21 protein-coding genes are annotated in these 23581 nt (G+C 77.1%); 16 read left to right on the top strand and 5 right to left on the bottom strand.

Annotation, left to right across the window (positions count from 1 at the left end; all coding sequences use genetic code 11):
- Window positions 1–100: 100 nt before the first annotated feature.
- Both NT8_RS10895 and NT8_RS10890 read right to left on the bottom strand, forming a co-directional pair.
- A complete protein-coding gene (locus tag NT8_RS10895) occupies window positions 101–760 on the bottom strand; it encodes a response regulator (RefSeq protein WP_067967204.1) in 660 nt (219 codons plus the stop codon).
- A gap of 136 nt (window positions 761–896) precedes the next feature.
- Entirely contained in the window at window positions 897–2048 is a 1152-nt protein-coding gene (locus tag NT8_RS10890; protein ID WP_067967203.1) for a sensor histidine kinase, read from the bottom strand.
- Window positions 2049–2495: 447 nt separating this feature from the next.
- Between NT8_RS10890 and NT8_RS10880 the strand changes: the two genes are divergently transcribed.
- The 4 genes from NT8_RS10880 to NT8_RS10865 all read left to right on the top strand — a co-directional run bounded on the left by NT8_RS10880 (window position 2496) and on the right by NT8_RS10865 (window position 7255).
- Window positions 2496–3692, top strand: coding sequence for an ABC transporter permease (locus NT8_RS10880; RefSeq protein WP_245646127.1), 1197 nt, complete (start codon window positions 2496–2498; stop codon window positions 3690–3692).
- Window positions 3693–3716: 24 nt separating this feature from the next.
- On the top strand, window positions 3717–4940 hold the full coding sequence (locus tag NT8_RS10875; RefSeq protein ID WP_067967199.1) for a cytochrome P450: 1224 nt from the start codon (window positions 3717–3719) through the stop codon (window positions 4938–4940).
- A gap of 5 nt (window positions 4941–4945) precedes the next feature.
- Window positions 4946–5185, top strand: a complete 240-nt coding sequence (locus NT8_RS10870) for a ferredoxin (RefSeq protein ID WP_067967198.1) — start codon at window positions 4946–4948, stop codon at window positions 5183–5185.
- Window positions 5186–5377: 192 nt separating this feature from the next.
- Window positions 5378–7255 (top strand): S9 family peptidase, encoded by a 1878-nt coding sequence (locus tag NT8_RS10865; RefSeq protein WP_067967196.1) that lies wholly within the window; start codon window positions 5378–5380, stop codon window positions 7253–7255.
- A gap of 46 nt (window positions 7256–7301) precedes the next feature.
- Here the strand turns inward: NT8_RS10865 and NT8_RS10860 are convergent, their stop codons facing one another.
- Window positions 7302–7772 (bottom strand): GNAT family N-acetyltransferase, encoded by a 471-nt coding sequence (locus NT8_RS10860; RefSeq protein ID WP_067967193.1) that lies wholly within the window; start codon window positions 7770–7772, stop codon window positions 7302–7304.
- A gap of 142 nt (window positions 7773–7914) precedes the next feature.
- On the opposite strand from NT8_RS10860, the gene NT8_RS10855 reads away from it, so the two are divergent.
- The 8 genes from NT8_RS10855 to NT8_RS10820 all read left to right on the top strand — a co-directional run bounded on the left by NT8_RS10855 (window position 7915) and on the right by NT8_RS10820 (window position 12390).
- Window positions 7915–8658, top strand: a complete 744-nt coding sequence (locus NT8_RS10855; protein WP_067967191.1) for a hypothetical protein — start codon at window positions 7915–7917, stop codon at window positions 8656–8658.
- A gap of 132 nt (window positions 8659–8790) precedes the next feature.
- Window positions 8791–9237, top strand: a complete 447-nt coding sequence (locus tag NT8_RS10850; protein ID WP_067967188.1) for a hypothetical protein — start codon at window positions 8791–8793, stop codon at window positions 9235–9237.
- A gap of 171 nt (window positions 9238–9408) precedes the next feature.
- The gene (gene rpmB, locus NT8_RS10845; RefSeq protein ID WP_067967185.1) at window positions 9409–9645 is read left to right on the top strand and encodes a 50S ribosomal protein L28; all 237 of its coding nucleotides are present in this window, start codon (window positions 9409–9411) and stop codon (window positions 9643–9645) included.
- Between the two features lies 1 nt (window position 9646).
- Window positions 9647–9952, top strand: coding sequence for a 30S ribosomal protein S14 (gene rpsN / locus NT8_RS10840; protein WP_067967178.1), 306 nt, complete (start codon window positions 9647–9649; stop codon window positions 9950–9952).
- A gap of 66 nt (window positions 9953–10018) precedes the next feature.
- Window positions 10019–10183: a 50S ribosomal protein L33 gene (gene rpmG, locus NT8_RS10835; protein ID WP_067967175.1), complete on the top strand. Its 165-nt coding sequence runs from the start codon at window positions 10019–10021 to the stop codon at window positions 10181–10183.
- A 44-nt stretch (window positions 10184–10227) separates the two neighbouring features.
- Complete coding sequence (locus NT8_RS10830; RefSeq protein ID WP_067967173.1) at window positions 10228–10476, top strand: type B 50S ribosomal protein L31; 249 nt, start codon at window positions 10228–10230, stop codon at window positions 10474–10476.
- A gap of 235 nt (window positions 10477–10711) precedes the next feature.
- Window positions 10712–11101 (top strand): hypothetical protein, encoded by a 390-nt coding sequence (locus tag NT8_RS10825; protein WP_067967170.1) that lies wholly within the window; start codon window positions 10712–10714, stop codon window positions 11099–11101.
- A complete protein-coding gene (locus NT8_RS10820; RefSeq protein ID WP_067967167.1) occupies window positions 11098–12390 on the top strand; it encodes a relaxase/mobilization nuclease domain-containing protein in 1293 nt (430 codons plus the stop codon). Before NT8_RS10825 ends, NT8_RS10820 begins: the two co-directional genes overlap by 4 nt.
- A 48-nt stretch (window positions 12391–12438) precedes the next feature.
- Here NT8_RS10820 and mobF read toward each other — a convergent pair whose 3' ends face one another.
- Window positions 12439–15594, bottom strand: a complete 3156-nt coding sequence (mobF, locus tag NT8_RS10815) for a MobF family relaxase (RefSeq protein WP_067967165.1) — start codon at window positions 15592–15594, stop codon at window positions 12439–12441.
- A gap of 192 nt (window positions 15595–15786) precedes the next feature.
- A complete protein-coding gene (locus NT8_RS10810; RefSeq protein ID WP_067967162.1) occupies window positions 15787–16284 on the bottom strand; it encodes a hypothetical protein in 498 nt (165 codons plus the stop codon).
- A 429-nt stretch (window positions 16285–16713) separates the two neighbouring features.
- Here NT8_RS10810 and NT8_RS10805 point away from each other — a divergent pair, with 429 nt between their 5' ends.
- Genes NT8_RS10805 through NT8_RS10790 form a run of 4 tightly spaced genes read left to right on the top strand, consistent with a single transcriptional unit; the run spans window position 16714 to window position 23565 of the window.
- The gene (locus tag NT8_RS10805) at window positions 16714–19119 is read left to right on the top strand and encodes a fibronectin type III domain-containing protein (RefSeq protein ID WP_067967159.1); all 2406 of its coding nucleotides are present in this window, start codon (window positions 16714–16716) and stop codon (window positions 19117–19119) included.
- Window positions 19120–19152: 33 nt separating this feature from the next.
- Complete coding sequence (locus NT8_RS10800; RefSeq protein WP_067967158.1) at window positions 19153–20169, top strand: AAA family ATPase; 1017 nt, start codon at window positions 19153–19155, stop codon at window positions 20167–20169.
- 40 nt (window positions 20170–20209) lie between these two features.
- Window positions 20210–21337 (top strand): DUF58 domain-containing protein, encoded by a 1128-nt coding sequence (locus NT8_RS10795; RefSeq protein WP_067967156.1) that lies wholly within the window; start codon window positions 20210–20212, stop codon window positions 21335–21337.
- Entirely contained in the window at window positions 21325–23565 is a 2241-nt protein-coding gene (locus NT8_RS10790) for a transglutaminase family protein (RefSeq protein ID WP_067967153.1), read from the top strand. The genes NT8_RS10795 and NT8_RS10790 overlap by 13 nt, the downstream gene beginning before the upstream one ends.
- Window positions 23566–23581 lie beyond the last annotated feature (16 nt).

Here is a 23581-nt window from a genome sequence, read left to right as displayed (position 1 = left end):
GCGTGCGAGCGCCGCCCAGGGCCCCCGCTGTGCCGGCCTGCGAAGCAGGCACAGTAGGGGCGCGGCCGCTCGCTGATCCGGAAGCCTCCAAGAACACTCACTAGGGAGCGGGGTCCATCAGGCGGGTCTCCCAGGCCCAGACGGCGACCTCGGTGCGGTTGCGCAGCCCGAGCTTGGCCTGGATGCCGGAGAGGTGGCTCTTGACCGTGCTGAGGGAGATGAACAGTTCGGCGGCGATCTCCTGGTTGGTGCGGCCGCGGGCGATGGCGCGGACGACCTCGGTCTCGCGGTCGGACAGCGGGCGGGCGGGCTCTCGGGCGGGTGGGGCGCCGGCGGCCGCGAAGTGGCGGAGCAGCCGCGTGGTGACCGATGGCGCGATGAGGGCGTCCCCGGCGTTCGCGGCGCGCACCGACTCCACGAGCAGCCCCGGCCCCACGTCCTTCAGCAGGAAGCCGGCGGCGCCGCTCCGCAGCGCGCCGTAGACGTACTCGTCCAGGTCGAACGAGGTGAGGACGACCACCCGCAGCGGGTCGCGGACACCGGGGCCCGCCAGCGTGCGGGTCACCTCGATGCCGTCGAGTCGGGGCATCCGGACGTCCACGAGGCAGACGTCCGGACGCAGCCGCCGGGCCAGGGCGACGGCCTCGGCGCCGTCGGCCGCCTCGGCGACCACGCTGAGGCCGGGTTGGTCCTCCAGGATGATCCGCAGGCTGGCGCGGATGATCGCCTGGTCGTCGGCCAGCAGGACCCGGATCGTCATCGCGGCTCCGCACGGGAAGGGAAGCGGACCGCCGCCATCGGCGGGGGCCCCGGGCGGGCGGCGGCGCGGGCCGCCGTCGCGCACGGTCCCGCGCCGACGGTGGCGCGGACCGCGCGGGGGGTGTCCGCGGTCATGGTCATCGGCGGCTCCGCACCGGGAGGGGCAGGGTGGCGCGCACCGACCAGCCGGGGCCGGGGCGCGGCCCGGCGTGCAGTCGGCCGCCGAGCGCCTCGACCCGTTCGCGCATCCCGACCAGGCCGTATCCGCCTCGGCGGGCGTGGCCGCCGGACCGGGTCGGCGCGGCGTCGTCGGCCACCTCTACGGTGACGGCGTCCCCGTCCCGGTCGACGCTCACCTGCACCGACCCGGCGTGCGGCGCGTGCCGGGCGATGTTGGTGAGCGACTCCTGGACGACCCGGTAGACCGTGCTCGTCACCTCGGGCGCCCACCCCGCCCCGTCGGCGGGCAGCCGCAGGCGCACCGACGGGCCGCGCCCGCCGAAGCGCTCGACCAGGTCCCGCAGGCTCTCGGGGCCGGGGGTGAAGGGCTCCGCGTCGTCGCCGCCGCGCAGCAGCCCCACGACGCGCCGGGTGGCGTCCAGTGCCTCGGTGCCGACGGCCTCGATCTCGGCGAAGGAGGCGTCGGCGGTGGCGGGGTCCCTGCGGGCGGCGATCGGGGCGGCCTGGGCGAGCAGCACGATCCCGGCGATGTGGTGGGCGACGACGTCGTGGAGTTCCCGCGCCAGTTCCATGCGCACGTCGCGGCGCGTCGACTCGACGGTGGCCCGGTGCCGCGCGTCGAGCAGCCGCAGCCAGAGGCCGACCGCGAGGGCGGCGAGCCAGCCCGCGCAGTACATCCCCGCCACGCCCCCGGAGGAGGGGGAGGTGAGCGCGGCGGCGAGACCGCCGATGCCCACGGCGGCCCCGGCCGCGCCCACGGCCCCGGCCGACCGGGCCGGGAGCGTCCGGACCGCCGAGGCGACGAGCACGGCCAGGCCCAGCGTCATGGCGGGGCTGGGCTCGGCGGGCAGCCCGAGGGACCACGCGGTTCCGACGGCGGCCAGCGCGACGGCCTGGCCGGAGAACGCGGCCACGGCCCGGTTCCGTCGGCGCGCCAGCGCGATGCCGCACACGGCGGCCCCGGCGGCCAGGCCGAACCGCCAGTAGCCGCCGCCCCAGATCGAGGCGAGTTCCACGGCCTGGAACGCGAGCGTCGCGGCGAAGACCACGCCGAGCCCGACGTCGCCCGCGATCGCGGCCCGGCCGGTCGGCCTCGTCGCAGCACCCATACCGGACAGGCTAACGATCACCCCCGGGCGCCGAATCGGCCGAAAGTACGGGTGCAGCGGGGTGAACCGGCCGATCGGCCGATGTCGCGGTGACCCCGGGTCCACAGGATGGGGGCCCATGCGATGCGACGCCCCTCCCCCACCCCGGCGGACCGCCGGGTCCCTCCCCCGTCCCAAGGCGACCGGTGAGGCGCCCCGTGTGCCCCGCCCGACCCGCCCCGGCCCGGCCGACCGCCCCGACCGTCCCGGACACCCCCGCGTCCCCGGGGCCGGGAGCGACCGCCCGGTCATCGGCGCGGCGGTGCGCACGCCCTCCTCCCCGCCGCACCGGGCGCCGTTCGGCCGCCGCGCGCCAGGACCGGACGTGCGGCGGGCGGCCCGGGCCGGGTGGTCCGGTGGGGGCGCCGCCTCCGCCGGCCGCGCGGGGGCGGGCCGGGGGGTGGCGCGGTGACCGCCTCGGGACGGCGGCGGATCGCGGCGCTCGACGTGCTGCGCGGGTTCGCGCTGTGCGGCATCCTCCTGGCCAACATCCAGCTGATCGCCAACGCCGACACCTCCGTCGAGGCGCCGCCCCTGGGCGGTGCGCACGTCTGGATCGGACTGCCGATCTTCTCCCTGCTGTTCGGTATCGGGTTCGCCCTGCTGCTGGACTCCGCCGCCGAGCGGGCCCCGCGCCCCCGGCTGGTCCTGCTGCGCCGCCTGCTGGCCCTGCTCGGGTTCGGCCTGCCGCACATGCTGCTGTGGCGGGGCGAGATCCTCACCGTCTACGCGGTCGTCGGCCTGCTGGTGCTGCTGCCCGCGTCCTGGCTGCCGAGGTGGGCCGTCGCCGGCCTCGCCGCCGCGGCGGTCCCGACGGCGCTGGTCGCGGGCGGGGGCGGTCCCCTGCTGATCGCCGGCCTGTTCCTGCTGGGCTCGGCGCTGGTCCGGTACGGGGTGGTCGACCGGATCGAGCGGTCCACGTGGTGGCCCGCGCTGCTGGGCACCGCCTTCGCGGCGGGCGCGGCCGGCGCCGGCCTGGCCGGGCCGGGCGGCGGCCGCGGCGAGTACCTGGCCTACGTCACCCCGGCCATCCTGCTCATGACCGTGGCCAGCGTCTCGGTGGCCACGGCGGTGTGGGTGGCCTCCGACATGACCACGGGCATCGTCACGCGCCTGCGCACCATGGCCGTCTCCCGTGTCGCGCTGCTGGCCGGGCACGTCCTGGGGGCGCTCGTGCAGACCGCGCTGGCCGTGGCGATCGTGCTCGGCGTGGCGCTGCTGCTGGGGTTCCGCAGCCCGGCGGGCCCGGCGGCCTGGGCCGCCTTCGCGGCGGTGCTGGCGATGGCGACGTTCGCGGTGACCTGGCTGACCGTCGCCCTCGGACTCGCCGCCAAGACGGTGGAGACCGCCAGCAACACCCCCATGCTGCTGCTCCTGCTGCCGTTCCTCGGCAGCGGCTTCGTCGCGACCGACTCCATGCCGGCGTGGCTGCGCTGGTTCGCCGAGTACCAGCCCTTCACCCCGATCATCGACACCCTGCGCGGCCTGCTCACCGCCGAACCGGTCGGCCCCAGCGCCGCACTGGCCACCGGCTGGTGCGTGCTCATCACCGCCGCGAGCCTCCTGTGGGCGCGCCACCTGTTCGCGACGCGCTCACCCGCCTGAACCCACCACCGAGAGGACACCGCCATGACCCCCCAGCCCCCCGTCCCGCCGACCGCGTCCGACCCGCTGCCCGGCCTGCCCACCGAGCGGCCCGCCGGGTGCCCCTTCGATCCCCCCGCCGAACTCGGCCGCCTGCGGGACGAGCTGCCGCTGCGCCGGCTGGCCTTCCCCGACGGCCACGTCGGCTGGCTGGCCACCGGGCACGCCGCCGTGCGGGCGGTGCTGGCCGACCCGCGGTTCAGCTCCCGCTACGACATCATGCACGTCCCGGCGGAGGGCATGCCGCCCGGCGGGCTGCCCCCGGCGGAACCGGGCGACCTGACCGGCATCGACCCGCCGGAGCACACCCGCTACCGGCGGCTGCTGACGGGACGGTTCACCGTCCGGCGGATGCGGCTGCTCACCGAGCGGGTCGAGCGGATCGCCGCCGAGCACCTGGACGCCATGGAGCGGCAGGGCCCGCCCGTGGACCTGGTCGCCGCCTACGCCCGGCCCCTCCCCGCACTGATGATCTGCGAACTGCTCGGGGTGCCCTACGCCGACCGCGACCGGTTCCAGCGGCACGCCGAGGTCCTCACCGGGGGCGCCCTCACCGATGACACCGGCGAGGCGGTGACCGCCCTGTACACCTACCTCGCCGAGCTGGTGCGGGCCAAGCGCGCCGAGCCGACCGACGACCTGCTGTCGGAGCTGACCGAGACCGACCTGTCCGACGCGGAGCTGACCACGGTCGGCATCGTGCTGCTGGGCGCCGGCCTGGACACCACCGCCAACATGATCGGCCTCGGCACGTTCACCCTGCTGCGGAACCCGGACCGGCTCGCCGAGCTGCGCGCCGACCCCGAGCTGGCCGGCCCGGTCGTGGAGGAGCTCCTGCGGTACCTGAGCATCGCCCACACCGGCGTGCGGACGGCGCTGGAGGACGTCGAGATCGACGGGCAGACGGTCCGGGCGGGCGACAGCGTCGTCGTCTCCCTCCAGACCGCCAACCGCGACCCGCTGCGGTTCGACGACCCCGACACCTTCGACCCGCACCGGTCCACCGCCGGGCACCTGGCCTTCGGGCACGGCGTCCACGGGTGCCTCGGCCAGCAGCTGGCCCGCGTCGAGATGCGGGTGGCCTTCCCGGCGCTGTTCTCCCGGTTCCCGGGTCTGCGCCTGGCGGTCCCGCCCGAGGAGGTCCCCCTGCGGACCGACGCCACGATCTACGGCGTGTCCGCGCTGCCCGTGACCTGGGACGAGGGGTAGGCGGCATGCGGCCGAGGGTCGACCGGGAACGCTGCATCGGCGCCGGGATGTGCGCGCTGCGCTCGCCCGAGACGTTCGACCAGGACCCCGACGACGGCCGGGTGCTCCTGCTCGACGCCGCGCCGCCCCCGGAGCGGCACGCCGCGGTCCGGGAGGCCGCGGGCACCTGCCCGTCCGGCGCCATCACCCTGGACGGCCGGGGGCCCGGACCGTCCGGGGGCCCGGGCGGGGCGCACACCACCTGACGGGGGCCGTCGCGGCCCGGGGCCGGCCTCCGGCTCCGGGCCGCGACGGGGCCGGCGGCGGGCCGACCATGACATTTCTCGACGGGAGGCGGTGACGCGGCATCACTGGTCGCGTTCCGGGGCCGGGAGAAGACTGGGGGACGTATCCGCTGGTCGACACCTGCGACCCGCCCTCGGATGAGAGGAACGGCTATGCCCCTGCCCGCCAGGATGACGGTCGAGGACCTGTTCGGCCCCCCGGAGCGCGCCAACGCGGCGATCTCGCCGGACGGCACCCGGATCGCCTACCTCGCGCCGTGGCGGAACCGGCTCAACGTCTGGATCCAGGACCTGGCCCCCGGCGCCGAACCCCGCTGTGTGACCGCCGACGAGGCCCGCAGCGTCATCGCCTACGAGTGGACCGACGACCCGCGCTGGCTGCTCTACACCCAGGACGACGGCGGCGACGAGAACTGGCACCTCTACCGGGTCGACCTGGACGCCCCGGGCTCCGCGGCGGTCGACCTCACCCCGTTCCCGGGCGCCCGGGTCCTGACCTTCGAGTCGGCCCCCGGCCGGCCGGGCAAGGTCACCCTGATGCTGAACGCCCGCGACGCGGCGGCGTTCGACACCCACGAACTCGACGTGGCCACCGGTGAGCTGACGCTGCTGGCCGAGAGCCCCGGCATCGGCCAGGGGTGGTTCCGGGGCCGCGGCGACGACATGTTCCTCTCCGCCACCACCCCCGACGGGGACCTGGAGATCTCCCGTCTCGACCGGGAGACGGGGACGACGCGCCCCATCGGCGTGTGGCCGGGCGAGGACTACCCGATGGGCGTCTTCCCGGCGGAGGTCACCCCGGACGGCACCGGCCTGTGGATCGGCTCCAACCGGGGCACCGACCGCACCCGCCTGGCGCGGATCGACCTGGCCACCGGCGAGGAGACCGAGGTCGACGACCACCCCGAGTACGACCTCGACGCCCGGGCGCAGGTCTTCCCCGTCATGCCCTCGCCGCTGATCCGGGACCGGCGGGGCGAGCTGATGGGCGTGCGCTACATGGGCGAGCGCCAGGTGATCCACGCCCTGGACCCGCACTTCGCCGCGGTCTGGAAGAACGTGCGCGTGCTCTCCGACGGCGACCTGAGCACCGTCTCCTGCGACGCGGAGCGCCGCCGGTGGGTGGTGGCGTTCGACCACGACCGCGACCCGGGGGCGACCTGGCTGTACGACCACGCCACGGGCGAGAGCCGGCTGCTGTTCCGCCCCTTCCCGCACCTGGACCCGGCCGCGCTGGCCCCGATGCGCCCCGTCACGATCACCGCCCGCGACGGGCTGCGGCTGCCGTCGTACCTCACGCTCCCGGTGGGCGTCGAGCCGGCCGGGCTCCCGCTGGTGCTCATGGTCCACGGCGGCCCGTGGACGCGCGACAACTGGGGGTTCAACGGCGCCGTGCAGCTCCTGGCCAACCGCGGGTACGCGGTGCTCCAGGTCAACTTCCGGGGGTCGACCGGGTTCGGCAAGGCCCACATGCGGGCCGCCGTCGGCGAGCTGGCGGGCCGGATGCACGACGACCTGATCGACGCCGTCGACTGGGCGGTGGCGCAGGGCTACGCCGACCCCGACCGGGTCGCGGTCTTCGGCGGGTCCTACGGCGGCTACGCCGCGCTGGTGGGGGCCGCCTTCACGCCGGACCGCTTCGCGGCGGTCATCGACGTCGTGGGGATCTCCAACCTGGTGAGCTACGTGCGCGGCCAGCCCGCGTTCGCCCGGGCGAGCCTGATCAACACCTGGCACCGCTACGCCGGCGACCCCGACGTCCCCGAGCAGGAGGCCGACATGCTGGCCCGCTCGCCCATCAGCCGGGTCGACGACATCATCGCCCCGCTGCTGGTGGTGCAGGGGGCCAACGACGCCCGCGTCCCGCAGTCGGAGTCCGACCACATCGTGGAGGCGGTGCGCGCCCGGGGCGTGGAGGTCGAGTACATCGTCTTCCCCGACGAGGGCCACGACTTCGTGAACCCGGAGAACCTGGTCGCCACGTTCGACGCCGCCGACCGGTTCCTCGCCCGGCACCTGCGCGGACGGTGAGGCGGCGGCCCGGCGCCGCGCCGGCGGCCGGTCAGGGGGCGGCGGGTCAGGTGGCGGCGGTCGGGAGGCGGAGGGTCAGGTAGACGCTGTGGGGGTCCGGCCGGTAGTCGGCGAAGGGGGCGCAGGGGGTGAACCCGAACTTCGCGTAGAGGCTCCGGGCGGGCAGGAAGAACGCGTCCGACCCGGTCTCCAGGCTGAGCCGGGAGAACCCGCCGCGGACCGCCTCGGCGATGATGTGCTCCAGCAGCCGGGACGCGATACCGCTCCGCTTGCGCGCCGCGCCGACGCGCATGGACTTCAGCTCGGCGTGGTCGGCGTCCAGCCGCTTGAGCGCGCCGCACCCGACGACCGCGCCGCCGTCCCGCACCGTCCAGAACGTCACGTCGGGCGCGCGGAGGCCGTCGAGACCGAGGGCGTGCTTGCTCTCCGGGGGCGTGATCGAGCGCATGTCGCGGAGGTGCTCGTCGAGGAACGCGGCGATCTCCGGGCCGGAGAGGTCGTCCACGGTGATGTCCATGCGCGTGCTCTTTCTTCGGGGCGGCACCGGGGCGGCGCCGGGGCGGCCTCCGGCGGTGGGCCCCCGGTGGGTCCGGCGGTCGGCCGCGGTGCGTGGCGGCCACTCACAACGTACAAGCTGCAAAAAATGGAACAATACGGCCATGAACGGCCTCTCCCTCGCAGGGACTCTGCGGAGCACCGCAGGCACGGTCCTCCTCCTGCTGCTCTGCACCGCCGCCGCGGCCGGCATGCTCACCGCCGTGACCGCGCGGGTGCCCGGCGGGGACCGGGACCTGCGCGCCTACGCGGCCGCGGAGCCCTGCCCGGAGAAGCCCGCCGCGCCCGCCGAGTGCCGGTGGACGGAGGAGTACACCGTGTCGGGGATCGAGCGGCCGTTCATGAAGCGGGGCGAGTCCAACCGCGCGCTGCTGACCAGCGCGGACGGCGACACGTGGGAGACCTCCTACCCCTCCGACGGCCCGGTCTTCACCCGCCTCGACGAGGGCGACCGGGTCGAGGGCACGGTCTGGCGGGGCCGGCTGACCGAGATCGCGGCCGGCGGCGACTCCCAGGCCACGCACGACGCCCCGTACGACGAGGGCGCGCGGATGCTCATCGGCGCGCTCATCGTGCTGCCCCCGAGCCTTCTCGGCGCGGCCGTCTGCGTCTGGCGGCTGCGCCGCCGCGCCGAGCCGGAACCGACGCGGGGCATGCGGGCCACACTCGGCCTCGCCGTCGGGCTCTTCTTCGCGGGCCTCTTCGCCCCCCTGGCACTGATGCTCGGCGACTGGGGCGAGAACGCGGCGATCGTCGCGGCCGCCTGGCTGCCCATGGCGGCCATCGGGATCTACTCCGCCCGCCTGTACACCACCCACGAGCCCACCCCGGCCCCGCCGGGGTGGTGACGGCCGGCGCCTGCGCACGGGAGCCCGCGCGGAGGCGAGGACGCCCGGCGGAGGCGAAGACGACCGCCCGCCCGCGCGGAGATGAGTACGCGCACTCAGGCGGCGGTGCGGCGGCGGCGCGATGATCGGTCCATGACGAACCGAAGCGACCCCTCCCAGCCCCGCCTCCTGGCCTCCGCCGCGGTCTGCGGTGCCGCGGCGGGCCTCCTCGCGCTGCTCGTCGTCCAGGCCGGGGTGTGGCTGGTGCCCACGCCGCGCGGCGTGGTGGATGCGAACATCGGCCTGGGCCTCGCCGCCCTCGCCGCACAGCCGCTCGTGGCCGGCCTGCTGGCGTGGGGCGGCCTGCGGGCACTCGGCGCGCCCTCGGCGGGGGCGTCCGCCCTGGCCGCCCTGCCGCTGTACGTCGTGTGCGCCTGGCCGGTGATGGCGGCCGACTCCGCCGCCGTGCCGTTCCTACCCGAGGGCCCGGCGTTCGGGCTGCTGTCGAGCGCGGTGGTGGCGGGCGCCCTGCCCATGCTCGCCGCCACCACGGCCGGCGCGTCCGTGGTCCGGGCCGTCCGCTTCTCCCTTTCCCGTTGATCTCGACGCCATCGGGGCGTGGGATCGATCCCACGCCCCGATGGCGTCGAGATCAACGAGGTCCTCCGCCCGCTCGCCCCCGCGCCGCCGTCCCGCTCCACCGCCCATAGGCCGTCCCGTGCGCGCTATAGTGAAAACGGTTATCGTTTTCACTAGCGAGGAGGGACGGTCATGTCCCGCGTCTGCCAGGTGACCGGGAAGGCGCCCGCCTTCGGCAACTCGGTCTCCCACTCCCACCGCCGCACCCGGCGGCGGTTCGATCCCAACATCCAGCGCCGCCGCTACTGGCTTCCCAGCGAACGCCGGTACATCCGCCTGACGGTCAGCACCACGGGCATCCGCGTCATCGACACCCGCGGCATCGAGCGCGTGGTCGCCGACATCCGCGCACGCGGGGGGCGGGTCTGACATGGCGAAGAAGAGCAAGATCGCCCGCAACGAGCGGCGCCGCGACGTCGTCGCCCGCTACGCCGAGCGCCGCGCCGAACTGAAGCGGACCGTCGCCGACCCGCGGAGCACCGCCGAGGAGCGCGCCGCCGCCGTCGTCGCCCTCCAGCGCCAACCGCGCGACGCCAGCGCCACCCGGGTGCGCAACCGCGACGCGGTCGACGGCCGCCCCCGGGGCCATCTGCGCCGCTTCGGGCTCTCCCGCATCCGCTTCCGCGAGATGGCCCACCGCGGCGAGCTGCCCGGAGTCACCAAGTCCAGTTGGTGACGCGGCCCGCCGCACCACCCCCTTCCGCCCGCCGCCGGCGGGCCCGACCCGGAACGAGGCGTTCCCATGGCACGCGACCAGGCACGGCCGATCATCAAGCTCCGGTCCACAGCGGGGACCGGCTACACCTACGTCACCCGGAAGAACCGGCGCAACACCCCCGACCGGCTGGTGCTGCGCAAGTACGACCCGAAGGTGCGGCGCCACGTGGAGTTCCGCGAGGACCGCTGACCGCACCGACCACCACGGAACCGCCCCCAGGAAAGGACGCGCCCATGCGCCCGGGTATCCACCCGCCCTACCGTCCGGTCGTCTTCCGCGACCGGGCGGCCGACTTCGCCTTCCTCACCCGGTCGACCGCCACCAGCGACCGCACGATCGTCTGGGAGGACGGCGCCACCTATCCGGTCATCGACGTGGAGATCTCCTCGGCGAGCCATCCCTTCTACACGGGGCAGCGCCGCGTCGTCGACACCGCCGGGCGCGTCGAGCGCTTCAACCGCCGCTACCACCGCCCCGACTGACCAACCGGCGGCCCTTCGGCGGGGGGCGGGGTCCGGCGCGGGGGCGGGGCGGGTGAGGATGGACGGCTACCGGGACGGCGTCGCCACCTGACCCGCGCCGCCGCCCCCGCCCCCGCCCCGGAACGGAGCGGCGGGGGCCGCTCCCCGCGCCCCGCGCGTTGGCCTCGCACGTCCGAATACGCGATCATCGCCAGGGACATCCGACAACTGATCGGCCGGACGGCACGGGGAGTCGATGGTGGAAGAGACGGCCCAGCGCAGGCGCGGCAACCGCAGAACCGGCGTCCGCCGCGACAAGCATGTGAAGCTCAGCCTCAGCGACGAGGAGCACGGGCTCCTCGTCGAGGCGGCCAAAGCCCACAGGATGACCCTCGGCGGGTTCGCCGCCCACTCCGCCCTGGGCGTGGCCCGCGACACGCTGTCGACGTCGCCGGACGCCCGCGAGAACCTCGTCGCGCTCAGCGACGGGACCACCGCCCTGTCCCGACTGGGGGACGAACTGGCGGCGCTGACCGCCGCCGGGGCGGGAACCGACCAGGTCCGCGCACTGCTGGAGCGCGTGGCGGTGGCGGTGGAGGCCCTCGAAGAGGCCGCCGACGCGGTCGCGGAGGCCTCCCGCCGATGATCGCCAAGGTGATGCGCGGCCAGGACACCCCGGGTCTGCTCACGTACCTCTACGGGCCGGGGGTCGCCAACGAGCACATCGACCCCCACCTGGTGGCCGCCTGGCGCACCATCGGCGTCCCCGACCCCGGCCGCTCCGGCGGTACCGACCTCCCGGTGCTGGCCAGGCGCCTGGACCGGTTCGTGCGTCCCGGAGCCCCGCGCCACGTGTGGCACTGCGCCGTCCGCGTGGCCGCGACCGACCGCCCCCTCACCGACGCCGAGTGGGGGCACGTGGCGCGCCGCATCGCCGCCGCCGGCGGGGTGGCCCCGCACGGCGACGACCGCGCCTGCCGGTGGGTGGCGGTGCGCCACGACGGCGACGAGGGCCACCACATCCACCTCGTCGCCACGCTGGCCCGGCAGGACGACACCAACCCCGACATCCACAACGACGCCCTGCGGCTGCGCGAGGAGTGCCGGCGCCTGGAGGCGGAACTGGGCCTGCGCCCCACGAGCGCCTCGAACAGGACCTCCGCCCCCTCCCCCACCCGGGGCGAGACGGAGAAGGCCAAGCGCGCCGGCCGCCCCCTCGCCGCACGGGCGGTGTTGGAGCCGCTGGCGCGCCGGGCCGCGGTCGCCGCCCGGACCGAGGAGGAGTTCTTCGCGGCGGTACGGGCGGGTGGAGCCCTGCTGCGACGGCGCTCTCCCGACGCCGGCCCCGTTCTCGGCTACGCGCTGGCGCTGCCCGGCGACATCGCCCCCGACGGGGGGCCGGTGTGGTTCTCGGGGGCATCGCTGGCCCCGGACCTGTCGCTGCCGCGCGTGCGGTCCCGCTTCGCCGAAGCGCCCGCCGCCCCCGCGCCGGTCCACCCGGACGGGCCCTGGGCCGGGGTGGGCGCCGCGGCGCGCGACCTGGCCGGCCGGTGGCCGGGGGCCGGCGACCCGGAGCGGGCCGCGGCCGCGGCCGCCCTCTCCGACGCGCTCACGGCCGCCGCGGTGGCCGCCCCCGCGTCCGTGCGGGACGCGCTGTCGGCGGCCGCGCGGGACTGCGGCCCCGCCGGACGCGTGCCGGTGTCCTCCGCGCCCGCCGCCGAGGCGGCGCGGCTGCGCGAGGCCGCCCGGGCGCTGAGCGCCGCCGGCGCAGCGGCGGAGCGGGACGCGGCCGGGTGCCGCGCGGCCGCGCGGGTGCTCGCCGCGGTGGCCGACCTCGTCGCGCACTGGTGCGCCGACCGCTCGTGGGGGCCGCAGGAGCGGGCCGCGCGCCTTACGGCGGAGGGTCTGCACGGGATGCTCTCCGACCGGTCGTAGGAGACCGGTCGGAGAGCGGGGCGTTCTCCTCCGGGCGGCGCCGCGGGGTCACGGCTTGCGCGGCCCCCTGCGGGTTCCCCCGGTGCGCCGCCCGCGGGACGCCCCCGCCCCGGCCTTGCCCGCCGAGAACCGGCGCAGGGCGTCGGCGACGCCCACCGGCGCGCCGACGCGTTTCGGAGCGGCGTCGGGGGACGGCGCCTTCCGGCCGCGCACCGGTTCGGCCCGCCGGTCCCCGTCCAGTTCGTCGGTGACCATGCCGGCGTCCCGGCCGGCCAGGGTGCGCGCGTAGGCGGCGATGCACGCCTGCACCACCTCCTTGTCGCTGCGCGCCCCGGCCAGGCGCTCCCGCAGCTCGGGGCTCTGCAGCGCCTCGCCCGCCAGGTAGAGGTCCGCGCGCCGGCGCGAGCGGGTCATCGCCGGGTACAGCGAGTGCGCGTCCGCGCCGATGCCGTACACGTGCGCCCGTGCGCACGTCAGGCCCTGGGCGGCGGCGATCGTCATGGCGTACCCGTGGCTCAGGTCCCCGCGGGCGATCGCCTCGGGACTGATCCAGGCGCTGCGCACCTCGCCCTGGCGCCGCCACTCCACCCGGGCGCCGCGCCGCTGGTCCACCTCCGCCACCACGCCCCGGAACCCGTTGAGGACGTCCTCGCCCTCCCCGCGCCGGGACCGGTAGTCGTTGCGCCGGACCCGCACCACGTCCCCGGCGGCGAGGTTGAGCCGGCCGCCGCCCCGGAGGGCGAAGCCGGCCTCGGGTCCGTGCAGGTGGCCGCCCGCGCGCGCCAGTGTGCGGATGCGGTGGTTGAGCTCGTCCACGTCGCTGTTGCGGGCCGCCAGCACCAGTACGTCCTCGGCCGCCTGGAACCGGTCGCCGATGTCCTTGCGGTCGTTCCACCAGCCCCGCGCGATGGCCTCGTGGACCTCGTGGGCGCGCTCGGCGGCGTGCACGCGCCCCGCACGGCCCCACACCGACAGCGCGGTCTCGCGCCCGCCGTCCAGCCAGGCCGCGAGGGCCTCGCGGTCCACCGCGTCGCTCTGCCGGCGGTTCTCCCTCAGCGTCTCGCCCTTGACGATCGCGTGCACCGCGGCGAACGCGCCGCTGACGCCGACCGCCTTCAGCTGCTTGGGGTCGCCGATCCCAACGATCTTGGTCCCGGTGCGCTCCGCTTCGGCCACCAGGACCGCCATGGACCGGTCGTCCACCATCGCGGCCTCGTCCACGACGAGGACGTCGACGCCGTCCAACCCCGCGCCGGACTCGATGCGCTGGAGCCAGGAGGCCACGGTGCTCGACGCGATGCCCGACTCCGCCTCCAGGTTGGCGGCGGCCACCGCGGCGACCGCCGCCCCCTCGACCCGGTAGCCGGCGTCCTCCCACCCGGCGTACACCGCGCTCATCAGCGTGGTCTTGCCGGCCCCGGCGACCCCGCGCACCATGTCCACGCCGTGGCCGTCGCCCATCAGCCGCAGGGCGGTGCGCCGCTGCTCCTCCGACAGCGCGAATCCGCGGTCGGCCTCGAACGCCGCGAGCACGGCCTCCGCCTGCTCGCGGGGGACCACCCCGGACCCCTGGCCCAGGCGCCGCTCGGCCGAGGCGGTGATGGTCCGCTCGGCCTCCACGATGTCCGCGGAGGTCCACCTGTCGGCGTTGGACAGGTGCGCCCCCTCGGTCGTGGGCAGCAGCACCCCCGGGCCCGCGGCCAGGACCGCGTCGGTGAGCACCTCCAGCTCGGAGAGCCGCGCCAGGCCGCCGGGGAGCTGCTCGGCGACCGCGGTCATCACCTGGGCCCGGTTGACGACCTTGCGGTTGGCGGTGATCCCCGTCTCGGGGTCCCATATCCGCGCCACCAGTTCGTCGAGCGACGGGGGTTCCGCACGCGTGCCGGCGGCGGCGGTGTCGCGCGCCCCCGGCATCGCGGTCGCCAGGATGTCGTCGACGTCGTGTCCGGCCTGCTCCGCCCGGGTCCGCCAGGCCGTACGGGCGCTGCCCGTCTCGCTCAGCGGGTTCTTGTCCTCCGCCAGGATCCGACCGGCGGCCTGCTTCTCCTCCCGTGAAGCGTCGGCGCCCACCTGCTCATTGATCTGCTTCGTCCGCGAGCTGAACAGCCCGCGCACGCCTTCCTCGACGCCGACGATCTCCCACTCGCCGGTGCGCTCGTCCTGCTTCCACTCGGTGCCGAACCGCTCCGACATCTTCGCGCGCGCACGGGCCTTGGCCAGCTCGCCGAAGAGGGCCACGTGCCGGTGCAGGTCCCGCCCCCCGGCGCCGAGCGTGCGCCACTGCCCGTCGGCGCACTTGACCATGTTCGGGATCATCACGTGGGCGTGGATGTGCGGGTCGCCCACCTGGCCGCCGACCGGCCGCGCGGACCGGTGGAGGGTCATGGACGCGGCGAACCCGCTGGCCTCCACGCGCTGAGCGCGCTGGCCGTCCCCGTGGTGGCCGCTCAGGCCGTAGCCGGCCCACGCCTCGACGTCCTCGACGGTCTCGCGCACCGCCTGGAGGTAGATCTCCTCGATCTCGGCCGCCGTGGCGTCGTCGGCCAGCCCGTAGGCCACCGACATGCTCTTGGGCATGTTCAGCACCAGGTCGTACCCCCGGTTGCCCACCCGCACCCGGTCGTCGGCGTGGGAGCGGGCCCGCTGGAGCTCGTCGGCCGGCCACAGCGTCTCCGGGCCGACACCGGCGGCCTCGGCGATCGCCTCCAGGTCGGACACCGAGGCGCGGTGGGCCTCGCCGTCGCGCACCAGGCCCTTCTCCAGGCGGGCGAACCGCGCCGCGAGGCGCGGTGACTCCAGCAGCTCCGCCGGATCCATGTGGGCGGCCTCGGCGACGGCCCACACCGCCTCGACCAAGGGGCGCGCCGCGAGCTTGGCCTTGGGGTCCACCGCCATCTTGGGTTCGACCAGTTGCTCGCCGGTGCGCGGGTCCCGCCCGGCCATCACCTGGCGCATCGCCTCCAGCGCGGCCTCGTCGGCCAGGTCGGTGCCCGCCTCCTCGCCGAACTCCGCCCACCCCGAGCCGACCCGCTCCACGGGCCGCGGGGCCCCGTACAGCCGGTAGTCCGCCGCCGCGTCCTCGGAGGCGTGGGCGGCCGCGTCCTCGGAGGCATGGTCATGCGCGACCTGGTCGCAGCCGCACTGGCTCTTGAGCCGGTAGTCGACCTGAGCACTGTCCGAACCCAGCGTCGTCACCCACGCCACTCGCGTCTCCCTTCGCCGGCGTCCACGGCGCGGGTGTGTGCGCGTCGCGGGGAACAGAGAGTCAGACGCACGCGGATCGGCTTCGGTTCACCCGAATACACGGCGGTTCCGTCGAATTTTTCACGGTTCGGAGGCGCGGCCCGGCGCCGTCCGGGGTACCGGCGGGGGCGGGCGACGCCGGGGCACGGACGTTCACACGGACGAGCCGCCCCCGGTCCACGGGAGGGGCGGGCGGCGCTTGTCCGACCCCGGCCCCTGCCCCGGTCGGCTGTTCCACATCAGCAGCAGGTCCCGGGCGTAGAAGCGCGCCCGCGGGTACCAGCGCCGCCCGTCGACCGTGTCCGGGAGCGTGTCCGGGCGGTCGTCCTTGATCTGGGAGACACTGCGCCCGTCCACCCCGAGCAGCTTGGCGAAGCCGCCCAGCGTCACCTCGCGGTCGAGGTCCTCCTCGGGCAGCTCCACCGGATCGGGGCGCCGGGGGCGGAACGGCTCCAGCTTGGCCGGGTCGTACAGCGCGCTGCCCCCGCCGCCGCCCTTCTCGGTGACCCCGCGGCGGGGCTTCTCCGGGGCGGGGAAGTCGGGGTAGTAGCGCGGCATCACGTGGACCACGTAGCCGTGGCTGTAGCCCACCCGCGCCGCCCACTCCTTGAGCGTCACGAGGCCCTCTTCACCGGAATCGGCAACTGCCACGACGCCACGTCCCTTCCCGTCAGCGGGGGCCGCCCATCGGTCCCCGCGGAGCCATCGGTCTCGGTGTCCCTGTGCCCCTCGTCCTGCGCGCGGGTGGACAGGTGTCCGCGCCCGCGCGTACTCACTGTAGATACCACCTCTACGTCCGGGAAGCCCCCGACGGCGCCATTCTGCTGGACGGCCTCCCCGGCGGGTGTCCCCGACCGGACGGGCGGGGGCGGAACCGGAGGTCGGCGGGGGGCGTCTGAGGGCGTGACCGCGGATGGAGCTGCCGGGATGGGCCGATCCCCCGCGGCGGCCGGAAACCGCGTGTGCGCGGACCCGGGTTCCCTCGTACGATTGCCGCGGATCACCCCCATTCGACCCGTTGTCGGCTTGATCGGCGCGCGGACCACGGCCGGGCAACCGCGCAGAGACGGAGGCTGGAGCGTGCGACAGCGCATCGCCGGCATACGGGCCCGGATCGGCCGCCCCGCCTCCGCCGACGACGGCGGCGGCGAGCGGACCGGCGGGCTCCGCGCCGCCCTCACCGGGACGGCGGCCCGCGCCTGGGCCGGGGCCCGCCGCGGCGCCTCCACCGGCACGGTCGCGGTGCTGTCCGTCGCGCTCGCCTGCACCCTGTTCGGCGCCGGCGCGCTGGGCCGGGCGGCGGAGCTGACCGACGGCAACTTCTGGCTGTGGAGCAGCCCCGGCGGCCAGCTCTCCCGCACCAACCCGCACGACGGCCGGGTCGACCTCGTGACGAGCGTCCCCGAGTCCGCCGGGCACGGGGTCGTGGTCACCCAGGACGACGACCACCTGATCCTGCACGACCTGGAGACCGGCCGCATGACGTCGATCGACCTGACGGAGATGGCGTTCACCGGCCGGCTCGACCTCGAACCGGGCGCGGAGCACGGCTTCTTCCTCGGCGCCGGGCACGGGGTCGTGGTCGACCGGGAGGCCGGGGAGGTCCGGGCGGTCGACCCCGCCACCTTCCGGTCCACCGGCGAGGTGCTGAAGCTGCCCGCGCCGCTGGTGGGCGGCGAGTTCGACGCCAACGGGGTGCTGTGGGTGGGCGTGCCCAGCCAGGGCACCGTGGTCGGGGTGCGGATCGCCGACGGGACCGCCGAGGTCGTCGACACGGTCGGCGTGACCGACCCCGCCGACGACTTCGTCATGACCGTGCGCGACCAGGGCCCGCTCGTGGTCAACCGGTCCGACGACACCCTGGTGGAGGTGCGCGGCGGCGCCGTCGCCGAGGAGTCCTCGCCGCTGGAGCTGGCGGACGCCGCGGTCCCCGCGCGCACCCCCGGCGCGCTCGTGGCGGTGACCGTGCCCGGCGACGACGCGCTCCTCACGCTCGCCGGCCCCCACGAGGGCGGCTCCGTCGAGGTGGTGCGGGCCGAGGGCATCGGCGGGTCCGTCGCCGTCCCCTACGAGGGGCGGGTCTACCTGGCGGCCGACGACGGCGGCTCGGTGCGGGTGTTCGAGGCCGACGGCCGCGAGGCCGAGGCGGTCGAGGTCCCCGGCGCCGAGGGCGCGCTGGTGCTGGAGGTCCGCGAGGGCCACCTGTTCGTCAACGCCCCCGAATCGGGGGCCGCGCTCGTCATCGGCCCGACCGGCGAGACCGCCGAGGTCGAGAAGTTCCCGCCGCCGCCCGGCCCCGGCGGCACCGAACCGGGGGAGCCCGGGGAGCCCGGCGGGGAGACCCCGGTCGCCCCCGGCGAACCGGACCCCTCCGGCGAGCCGACCGCGGCCCCCTCACCCGGGCAGCCGACCCCGGCCCCCGGCGAGACCGAGCCGCCCGCCGAGGAGGGCGCCGATCCCGAGGGCGCCGACCGCCCCGCCGACGTGGACGCGGGCACCGAGCCCGAGGGTGAGGTCGCGCCCGAACTGCCCGAGCCCACCGCGCCCCCGTCGACGGACCCGCCCTCCTGGGGCGGCACCGCGACGGGCCCCGGCGCGGGCGGCACCGCCGCCACCCCGGTCGGCGACGGCACCGCGGCGGGCGGGGTGCCCGGCGCGCCCGTCCCCGTCACCGCGTCGGCGCGCGACGGCGGCGTCGAGGTCGACTGGCAGCCCGCCTACTCCCCCGGCGCCCCGGTCGACTCCTACGTGGTGAGCTGGGAGGGCGGCAGCACCACGGTGGCCGGCACCGAGAGCAGCGTGGTGGTCGACGGCCTGCGCGACGGCGCGGCCTACCGCTTCCAGGTGCAGGCCGTCAGCGCCGCGGGGTACGGGGCCGCGGCGACCTCGGAGGAGGTCGTGCTCGGCGGCGCGGCGCCGCCGGCCCCCGAGGGCCTGCGGATCGAGGTCACCGGCACCGACGCGGCGTCGCTGCGGTGGCGCGGGGCGTCCGGCGCCGTCGACTACGTCGTGTCGGCCGACACCACCGCCGCGGGCGGGTTCGCCGTCCGCACCACGTCGACGACCGAGATCGACCTGGCCGGGCTCGAACCGGGCGCCACCTACACGTTCACGGTGGCGGCGCGGGCCGAGGGCGGGGCGCAGAGCGCCGCCGCCGAGGCCGACCCGGTGGAGCTGCCGCACCTGCCCGCGCCCGGGTCGGTCTGGTTCGCGTTCGCCGACGACGGCACCACCAACGTGTACTGGGCGCCGGTCGAGGGCGCCGCCGAGTACGTGGTCGAGGCGCGCGACCCCGCCCTGGAGCCGCTGCGCGTGCCCGCCGGCGGCGCGCCCGTGACCGTCAACGGCCGCGAGTACCAGGCGGCGGCCTTCCCGGACGCCGGAAACCGCTGCCTCGCCTTCACCGTCCAAGCGGTGGACGGCACCGGCGGGGAGGGGCTGACCAGTGAACAGACCGACATCCTGTGCCGAGCGGCGCGCCAGTGACCGCGCCCGGCCGCGAGTGAACCAGGGGACCGAGTGACCACGAGCAGCAGCGGCGGTACCGACGGCGTCCGCGCGGAGCGGCCGGCGCCGGCCGAGGCGGCGGACCACGCCGCGACCATCGGCCGCCTCATCTCCGCCATCGGCACCGCCGTCCTCGGCCGCCCCGAGGCGGTGCGGCTGGCCGTGGTGGCCCTCCTGTGCGAGGGGCACATCCTCATCGAGGACGTGCCCGGGGTGGGCAAGACCCGGCTGGCCCGCGCGGTCGCGGCGTGCGTGGGGGGCGAGCACCGCCGGGTGCAGTTCACCCCCGACCTGCTGCCGTCCGACCTCACGGGCGTGAACGTGTTCAACCAGGCGACGCGGGAGTTCGACTTCCACGCCGGCCCGGTCTTCGCCAACGTCGTGGTGGCCGACGAGATCAACCGGGCCGCCCCCAAGACGCAGTCGGCGCTGCTGGAGGCGATGGAGGAGCGGCTGGTGACCGTCGACGGCGTGCGCTACGCCGTGCACGACCCCTTCCTCATCGTCGCCACCCAGAACCCGGTGGAGCTGGACGGCACCTACCGGCTGCCCGAGGCGCAGCTCGACCGGTTCCTGGTGCGCCTGTCGCTGGGCTACCCCGACGAGGACACCGAGGTCGCGATCATGCGCGGCACCTCGCTGGCGGTCCCCGAGCGGCTGGGCCCGGTGCTCGACCAGGCCGCCCTGCGGCGGGTGCGCGCCGCGGTGCAGCGGGTGCACGTCTCCGAGGCCGTGTACCGCTACATCGCCGGGCTGGCCGCCGCCACGCGCGCCCACCCCCGGCTCCGGCTGGGGGTGTCGCCGCGCGCGAGCGCGTCGCTGGCCCGCGCCGCGCGCGCGTACGCGCTGAGCCGCGGCCGCGCCTACGTGGTCCCGGAGGACGTCGACCTGCTCGCCGCCCCGGTGTGGGAGCACCGGCTGGTGCTCACCTCCGAGGCGCTGGTGGGCGGCGCGACCGGGGCCGGCGTCCTCGCCGACGTCCTCGCCGCGGTCCCGGCGCCGCAGCCCGAGCGCGCGGCGGCCCGCTGATGCGGGCCGCGCCGCAGGGGTCCGCCGCGCGGAGGCCGTGATGCCGACGACGCGCGGGCTGCTGATCGCCGGCGCCGGGCTGGTGCTGCTCGCCGGCGGGGTCGCGCTGGGCTACCGGGGCCTCGCCGTGCTGGGGGCGGTGGCGCTGCTGGCCGTGGGCGCCGCCGTCGCGTGGACTACGTTCCGCCGCCCCCGGGCGGCCGAGGTGCGCCGGGCGCCGGACGTGGTCCGCACCGCCCCGGGTGCGACCGTGCGCGTCCGGGTGGCCGCCGCCGGCGGGGGCGCGGGGCTGCGCCTGCGGGAGCGGGTGGCCGCGGGGGGCGGGGAGCGGCTGCTCGACCTCGCCGCGGTGCCGGGCCCGGCGGGGGTGTCGGCCGCCTACCGGGTCGCGCCGGAGCGGCGGGGCGTGGTCGAGTTGGGGCCGCTGCGGCTGGAGCGCGTCGACCCGTTCGGGCTGGCGTCGTCCGGGGCGGTGTGCGGCACGGCCGACCGGCTCCTCGTCCACCCGCGGTGGGAGGCGCTGCGGGCGCTGCCGGGCGGTGGCGCGACGGCGCCCGACGGCGGGCTCGACAACGGGCGCACGGGGGTGCTCACCTTCCGGTCCCTGCGCGACTACGTGCCCGGCGACGACACCCGGCGCATCCACTGGCGCAGCTCGGCGCGCCGCGACCGGCTGCAGGTGCGCGAGTTCTCCGACACGGCCGAGACCCGGTTGACCGTGGTGCTCGACGACCGGGCCGAAGGCGGCCCGGACCTGCTCGACGGCGCGGCCGAGGCGGCGGCCTGCGTCGCGGCCACCGCGCTCGGCTCCGGCCTGCCCTGCGCCCTGCTGCTGGCGGGCGGCGCGTCCGCCGACGAGCGCGCCGGCCTGCCGGGCGTGCTCGACGTGCTCGCCGCCGCGCCGCCCGCGCCGGGTGCCGACCTGGGTGCGGCGCTGCGCGCCGCCCGCGACCGCTCCGGCGGCGGCCCGGTGGTGCTGGTCAGTGCGGCGCTCACGGCGGCGGAGCTGCGGGCGCTCGCCGCGCTCGGCGGCCGGGGGGCGCGGCCGGTGGCGGCGGTCGTCGGCCCAGGGCCCTGGCCGGAGCCGGAGTCGGGCGTCACCCTGGTGACCGCCCGGACCCCCGCAGAGTTCACCGCGGCGTGGAACGAGGCCCCATGGACACGCTGACCCTGCGGCGCGCCGCCGCCGCGCCCGCGGCCGACACCGGCCCGCCCGGCTGGGTGGCCCCGGCGGCGGCCGCCGCCCTGGCGGGGGCGGCCGCGGCGGGCGGGCTCGCGCTCTCCGCCGACTACACGTCCCCGCTGCCGACCGCCGCGGTGCTCGCCCTGTGGGCGGTGGCGGGCGTGGCCCTCACCCTCCTGCTGCGGCGGCGGCTGCCGCCGCCCGCCGCGCTCCTCGCCGGGGTGCCCGTCGCCCTGGCCGGGACGGTGCTGCTCGCGGTGTGGGCGCCCGGCACGCGCGGCGACCCGCTGCTCGACGCGCTGTCGGCGCTGCCGCACGCGGGCGGCCGGCTGATCTCGGGGGTGCCGCCGCTGCCGGTGATGGTCGACACGCTCGCCTTCCCGGCGCTGGCGACGTGGCTGGCGGGCGCGGCCGGTGCGCTGGCGTGGTCGTCGGGCCGCGCGCTCGCCGCCCTGGTGCCGGGCGCCGTGCTGCTGGTGGGCGCGTCGGTGGTCGGCGGGTCCGGCCCCGCCGCGTTCTGGGCGGCGGCCCTGCTGGCGTGCTCCGCCGCGGTGCTGCTGGCCCTGTCGGCGGACGGCGACCGCCCGGACGAGGTCGCGGCCGGGGGCGTGCGCGCCGCCGCCGAGCCGGCCGGGGGCCCCGGCACCAGCGGTCGGCGGTGGGCCGCCCGGCTGCTGGGGTGCGCCGCCGCGGCCGCCGCCGTCGCGGTGGCCGCCCCGTTGGCGCTGGGCGGGTGGCAGCCGCAGCCCTACGACGTGCGCGACGGCGTCCGGCCGCAGGTGGCCCCGCAGCCGGTGCTGAACCCGCTCGGCTACCTGTCGGTGTGGGCGTCGCAGCCCGACACCCCCCTGATGACCGTGCGCAGCGACCGGGTGACCGAGCTGCGGTGGGTGGCGCTGGCCGAGTTCACCGGCACCACCTGGCTGCCCGAGAACGAGTACCGGGCCACCGGGCGGATGCTGCCCCCCGCCGACCCGGAGCCCCCGCACGCCACCCGGCAGGAGGCGACCGTGGCGGTCGACGCGCTGCCGGGGCCGTGGCTGCCGGTGGTCGGGTCGCCCACCTCGCTGGGTGTCGCGGGCGCGGGCTACGACCCGGCGTCGGGCACCGCTGTTGCGCTGGGCGGCACGGCGGCGGGCACCACCTACGACGTCGCCGGGGACGTGGCGCACTGGCGCCCCGAGGAGCTGACGGACCTCGCGCCCCCCGAGGGGGAGGCGTTCGACCGCTACCTGGCGCTCCCCGAGGGCCTGCCACCGCAGGTGGCGGCCATCACCGAGCAGGCGACGGCCGAGGGGACGCCCTACGAGCACGCGGTGGCCCTGGCCCGCTACCTGCGCTCCGGCTACACGTTCGACCCCGGGGCGCCCAGCGGCCACGGGACGGCCGACCTCGCCCGGCTGCTGGTCGCGCCCGGCGAGCGGGGCGGCGGCGGGACGTCCGAGCAGTTCGCCAGCGCGTTCGCCGTCCTCGCCCGCGCGGCGGGGCTGCCGAGCAGGGTGGCGGTGGGCTTCGACGCCGGGACGGAGGCGGCCGACGGCGAGTTCACCGTCACCACCGGCGACGCCATCGCCTGGGGCGAGGTGTACTTCGCGGGGGTCGGCTGGGTGCCGTTCGACGTCACCCCCGGCGGCCGCGAGGAGGGCGACGTCCCGGGGGAACCCTCGGCCGCCCGGCCCGACGCGGGCGCGGCCGCGCCGCCCGACGCGGACGGCGCCGCGGCCCACGAGGTCGCCGACCCGCCGCGCTCCCCCGACGCCGGCGCGGGCACCACGCTCGTCGCCGTCGGCGCCGCGGTGGCCGCGGCCGCCGCGGCGGTGGGCGGCACGGCGGCGCTGCGCGTGTCCCGCTCACGGCGGCGGACCGCCCCCGGCCGGCCGGGGGCCGACCGGGTCCTCGGCGCCTGGCGGGAGCTGCGCGAGGCGCTGCGCCTGGCCGGGACACCCGCCGGGAGCGGCGGTACGGTGACCGACGTGGTCCGGGCGGCCGCGCGGGCCGACCCGACCGCGGGCGGCACCCGCCGGCTGCGCTATTTGCACCGGTCCGTCAACGCCCTGGCGTTCGACGCCTCCGGCGGTGTCGCCGACCCGGCGGTGGAGAACTGCGTGACCGAGGTCCGCGAGTACGTGCGCGACCTGCGCGCGGGCCAGCGCCGGTTCCGGCGGTGGACCTGGTGGCTCGACCCCCGCCCGCTGTTCTGGCGGGCCCCGTGAACCCCGGAAGGAACGA

The organism is Nocardiopsis trehalosi NBRC 14201 (genome assembly GCF_001552555.1).
Taxonomy (GTDB): domain Bacteria; phylum Actinomycetota; class Actinomycetes; order Streptosporangiales; family Streptosporangiaceae; genus Nocardiopsis_B; species Nocardiopsis_B trehalosi.
Note: the sequence above shows the minus strand (reverse complement) of the source record. Positions and strands in the feature narration are given on the sequence as shown.

What these genes read in the sequence shown, in the direction of transcription:
- NT8_RS10855 (WP_067967191.1), top strand. Translation starts at nt 7,915, where the DNA reads ATGAACGGCCTCTCCCTCGCAGGGACTCTGCGGAGCACCGCAGGCACG.
- NT8_RS10870 (WP_067967198.1), top strand. Translation starts at nt 4,946, where the DNA reads ATGCGGCCGAGGGTCGACCGGGAACGCTGCATCGGCGCCGGGATGTGC.
- NT8_RS10875 (WP_067967199.1), top strand. Translation starts at nt 3,717, where the DNA reads ATGACCCCCCAGCCCCCCGTCCCGCCGACCGCGTCCGACCCGCTGCCC.
- rpmB (WP_067967185.1), top strand. Translation starts at nt 9,409, where the DNA reads ATGTCCCGCGTCTGCCAGGTGACCGGGAAGGCGCCCGCCTTCGGCAAC.
- NT8_RS10895 (WP_067967204.1), bottom strand. Translation starts at nt 760, where the DNA reads ATGACGATCCGGGTCCTGCTGGCCGACGACCAGGCGATCATCCGCGCC.
- NT8_RS10825 (WP_067967170.1), top strand. Translation starts at nt 10,712, where the DNA reads ATGGTGGAAGAGACGGCCCAGCGCAGGCGCGGCAACCGCAGAACCGGC.
- NT8_RS10790 (WP_067967153.1), top strand. Translation starts at nt 21,325, where the DNA reads ATGGACACGCTGACCCTGCGGCGCGCCGCCGCCGCGCCCGCGGCCGAC.
- NT8_RS10860 (WP_067967193.1), bottom strand. Translation starts at nt 7,772, where the DNA reads ATGGACATCACCGTGGACGACCTCTCCGGCCCGGAGATCGCCGCGTTC.
- rpsN (WP_067967178.1), top strand. Translation starts at nt 9,647, where the DNA reads ATGGCGAAGAAGAGCAAGATCGCCCGCAACGAGCGGCGCCGCGACGTC.
- rpmG (WP_067967175.1), top strand. Translation starts at nt 10,019, where the DNA reads ATGGCACGCGACCAGGCACGGCCGATCATCAAGCTCCGGTCCACAGCG.
- NT8_RS10795 (WP_067967156.1), top strand. Translation starts at nt 20,210, where the DNA reads ATGCCGACGACGCGCGGGCTGCTGATCGCCGGCGCCGGGCTGGTGCTG.
- NT8_RS10850 (WP_067967188.1), top strand. Translation starts at nt 8,791, where the DNA reads ATGACGAACCGAAGCGACCCCTCCCAGCCCCGCCTCCTGGCCTCCGCC.
- NT8_RS10865 (WP_067967196.1), top strand. Translation starts at nt 5,378, where the DNA reads ATGCCCCTGCCCGCCAGGATGACGGTCGAGGACCTGTTCGGCCCCCCG.
- NT8_RS10820 (WP_067967167.1), top strand. Translation starts at nt 11,098, where the DNA reads ATGATCGCCAAGGTGATGCGCGGCCAGGACACCCCGGGTCTGCTCACG.
- NT8_RS10830 (WP_067967173.1), top strand. Translation starts at nt 10,228, where the DNA reads ATGCGCCCGGGTATCCACCCGCCCTACCGTCCGGTCGTCTTCCGCGAC.
- NT8_RS10890 (WP_067967203.1), bottom strand. Translation starts at nt 2,048, where the DNA reads ATGGGTGCTGCGACGAGGCCGACCGGCCGGGCCGCGATCGCGGGCGAC.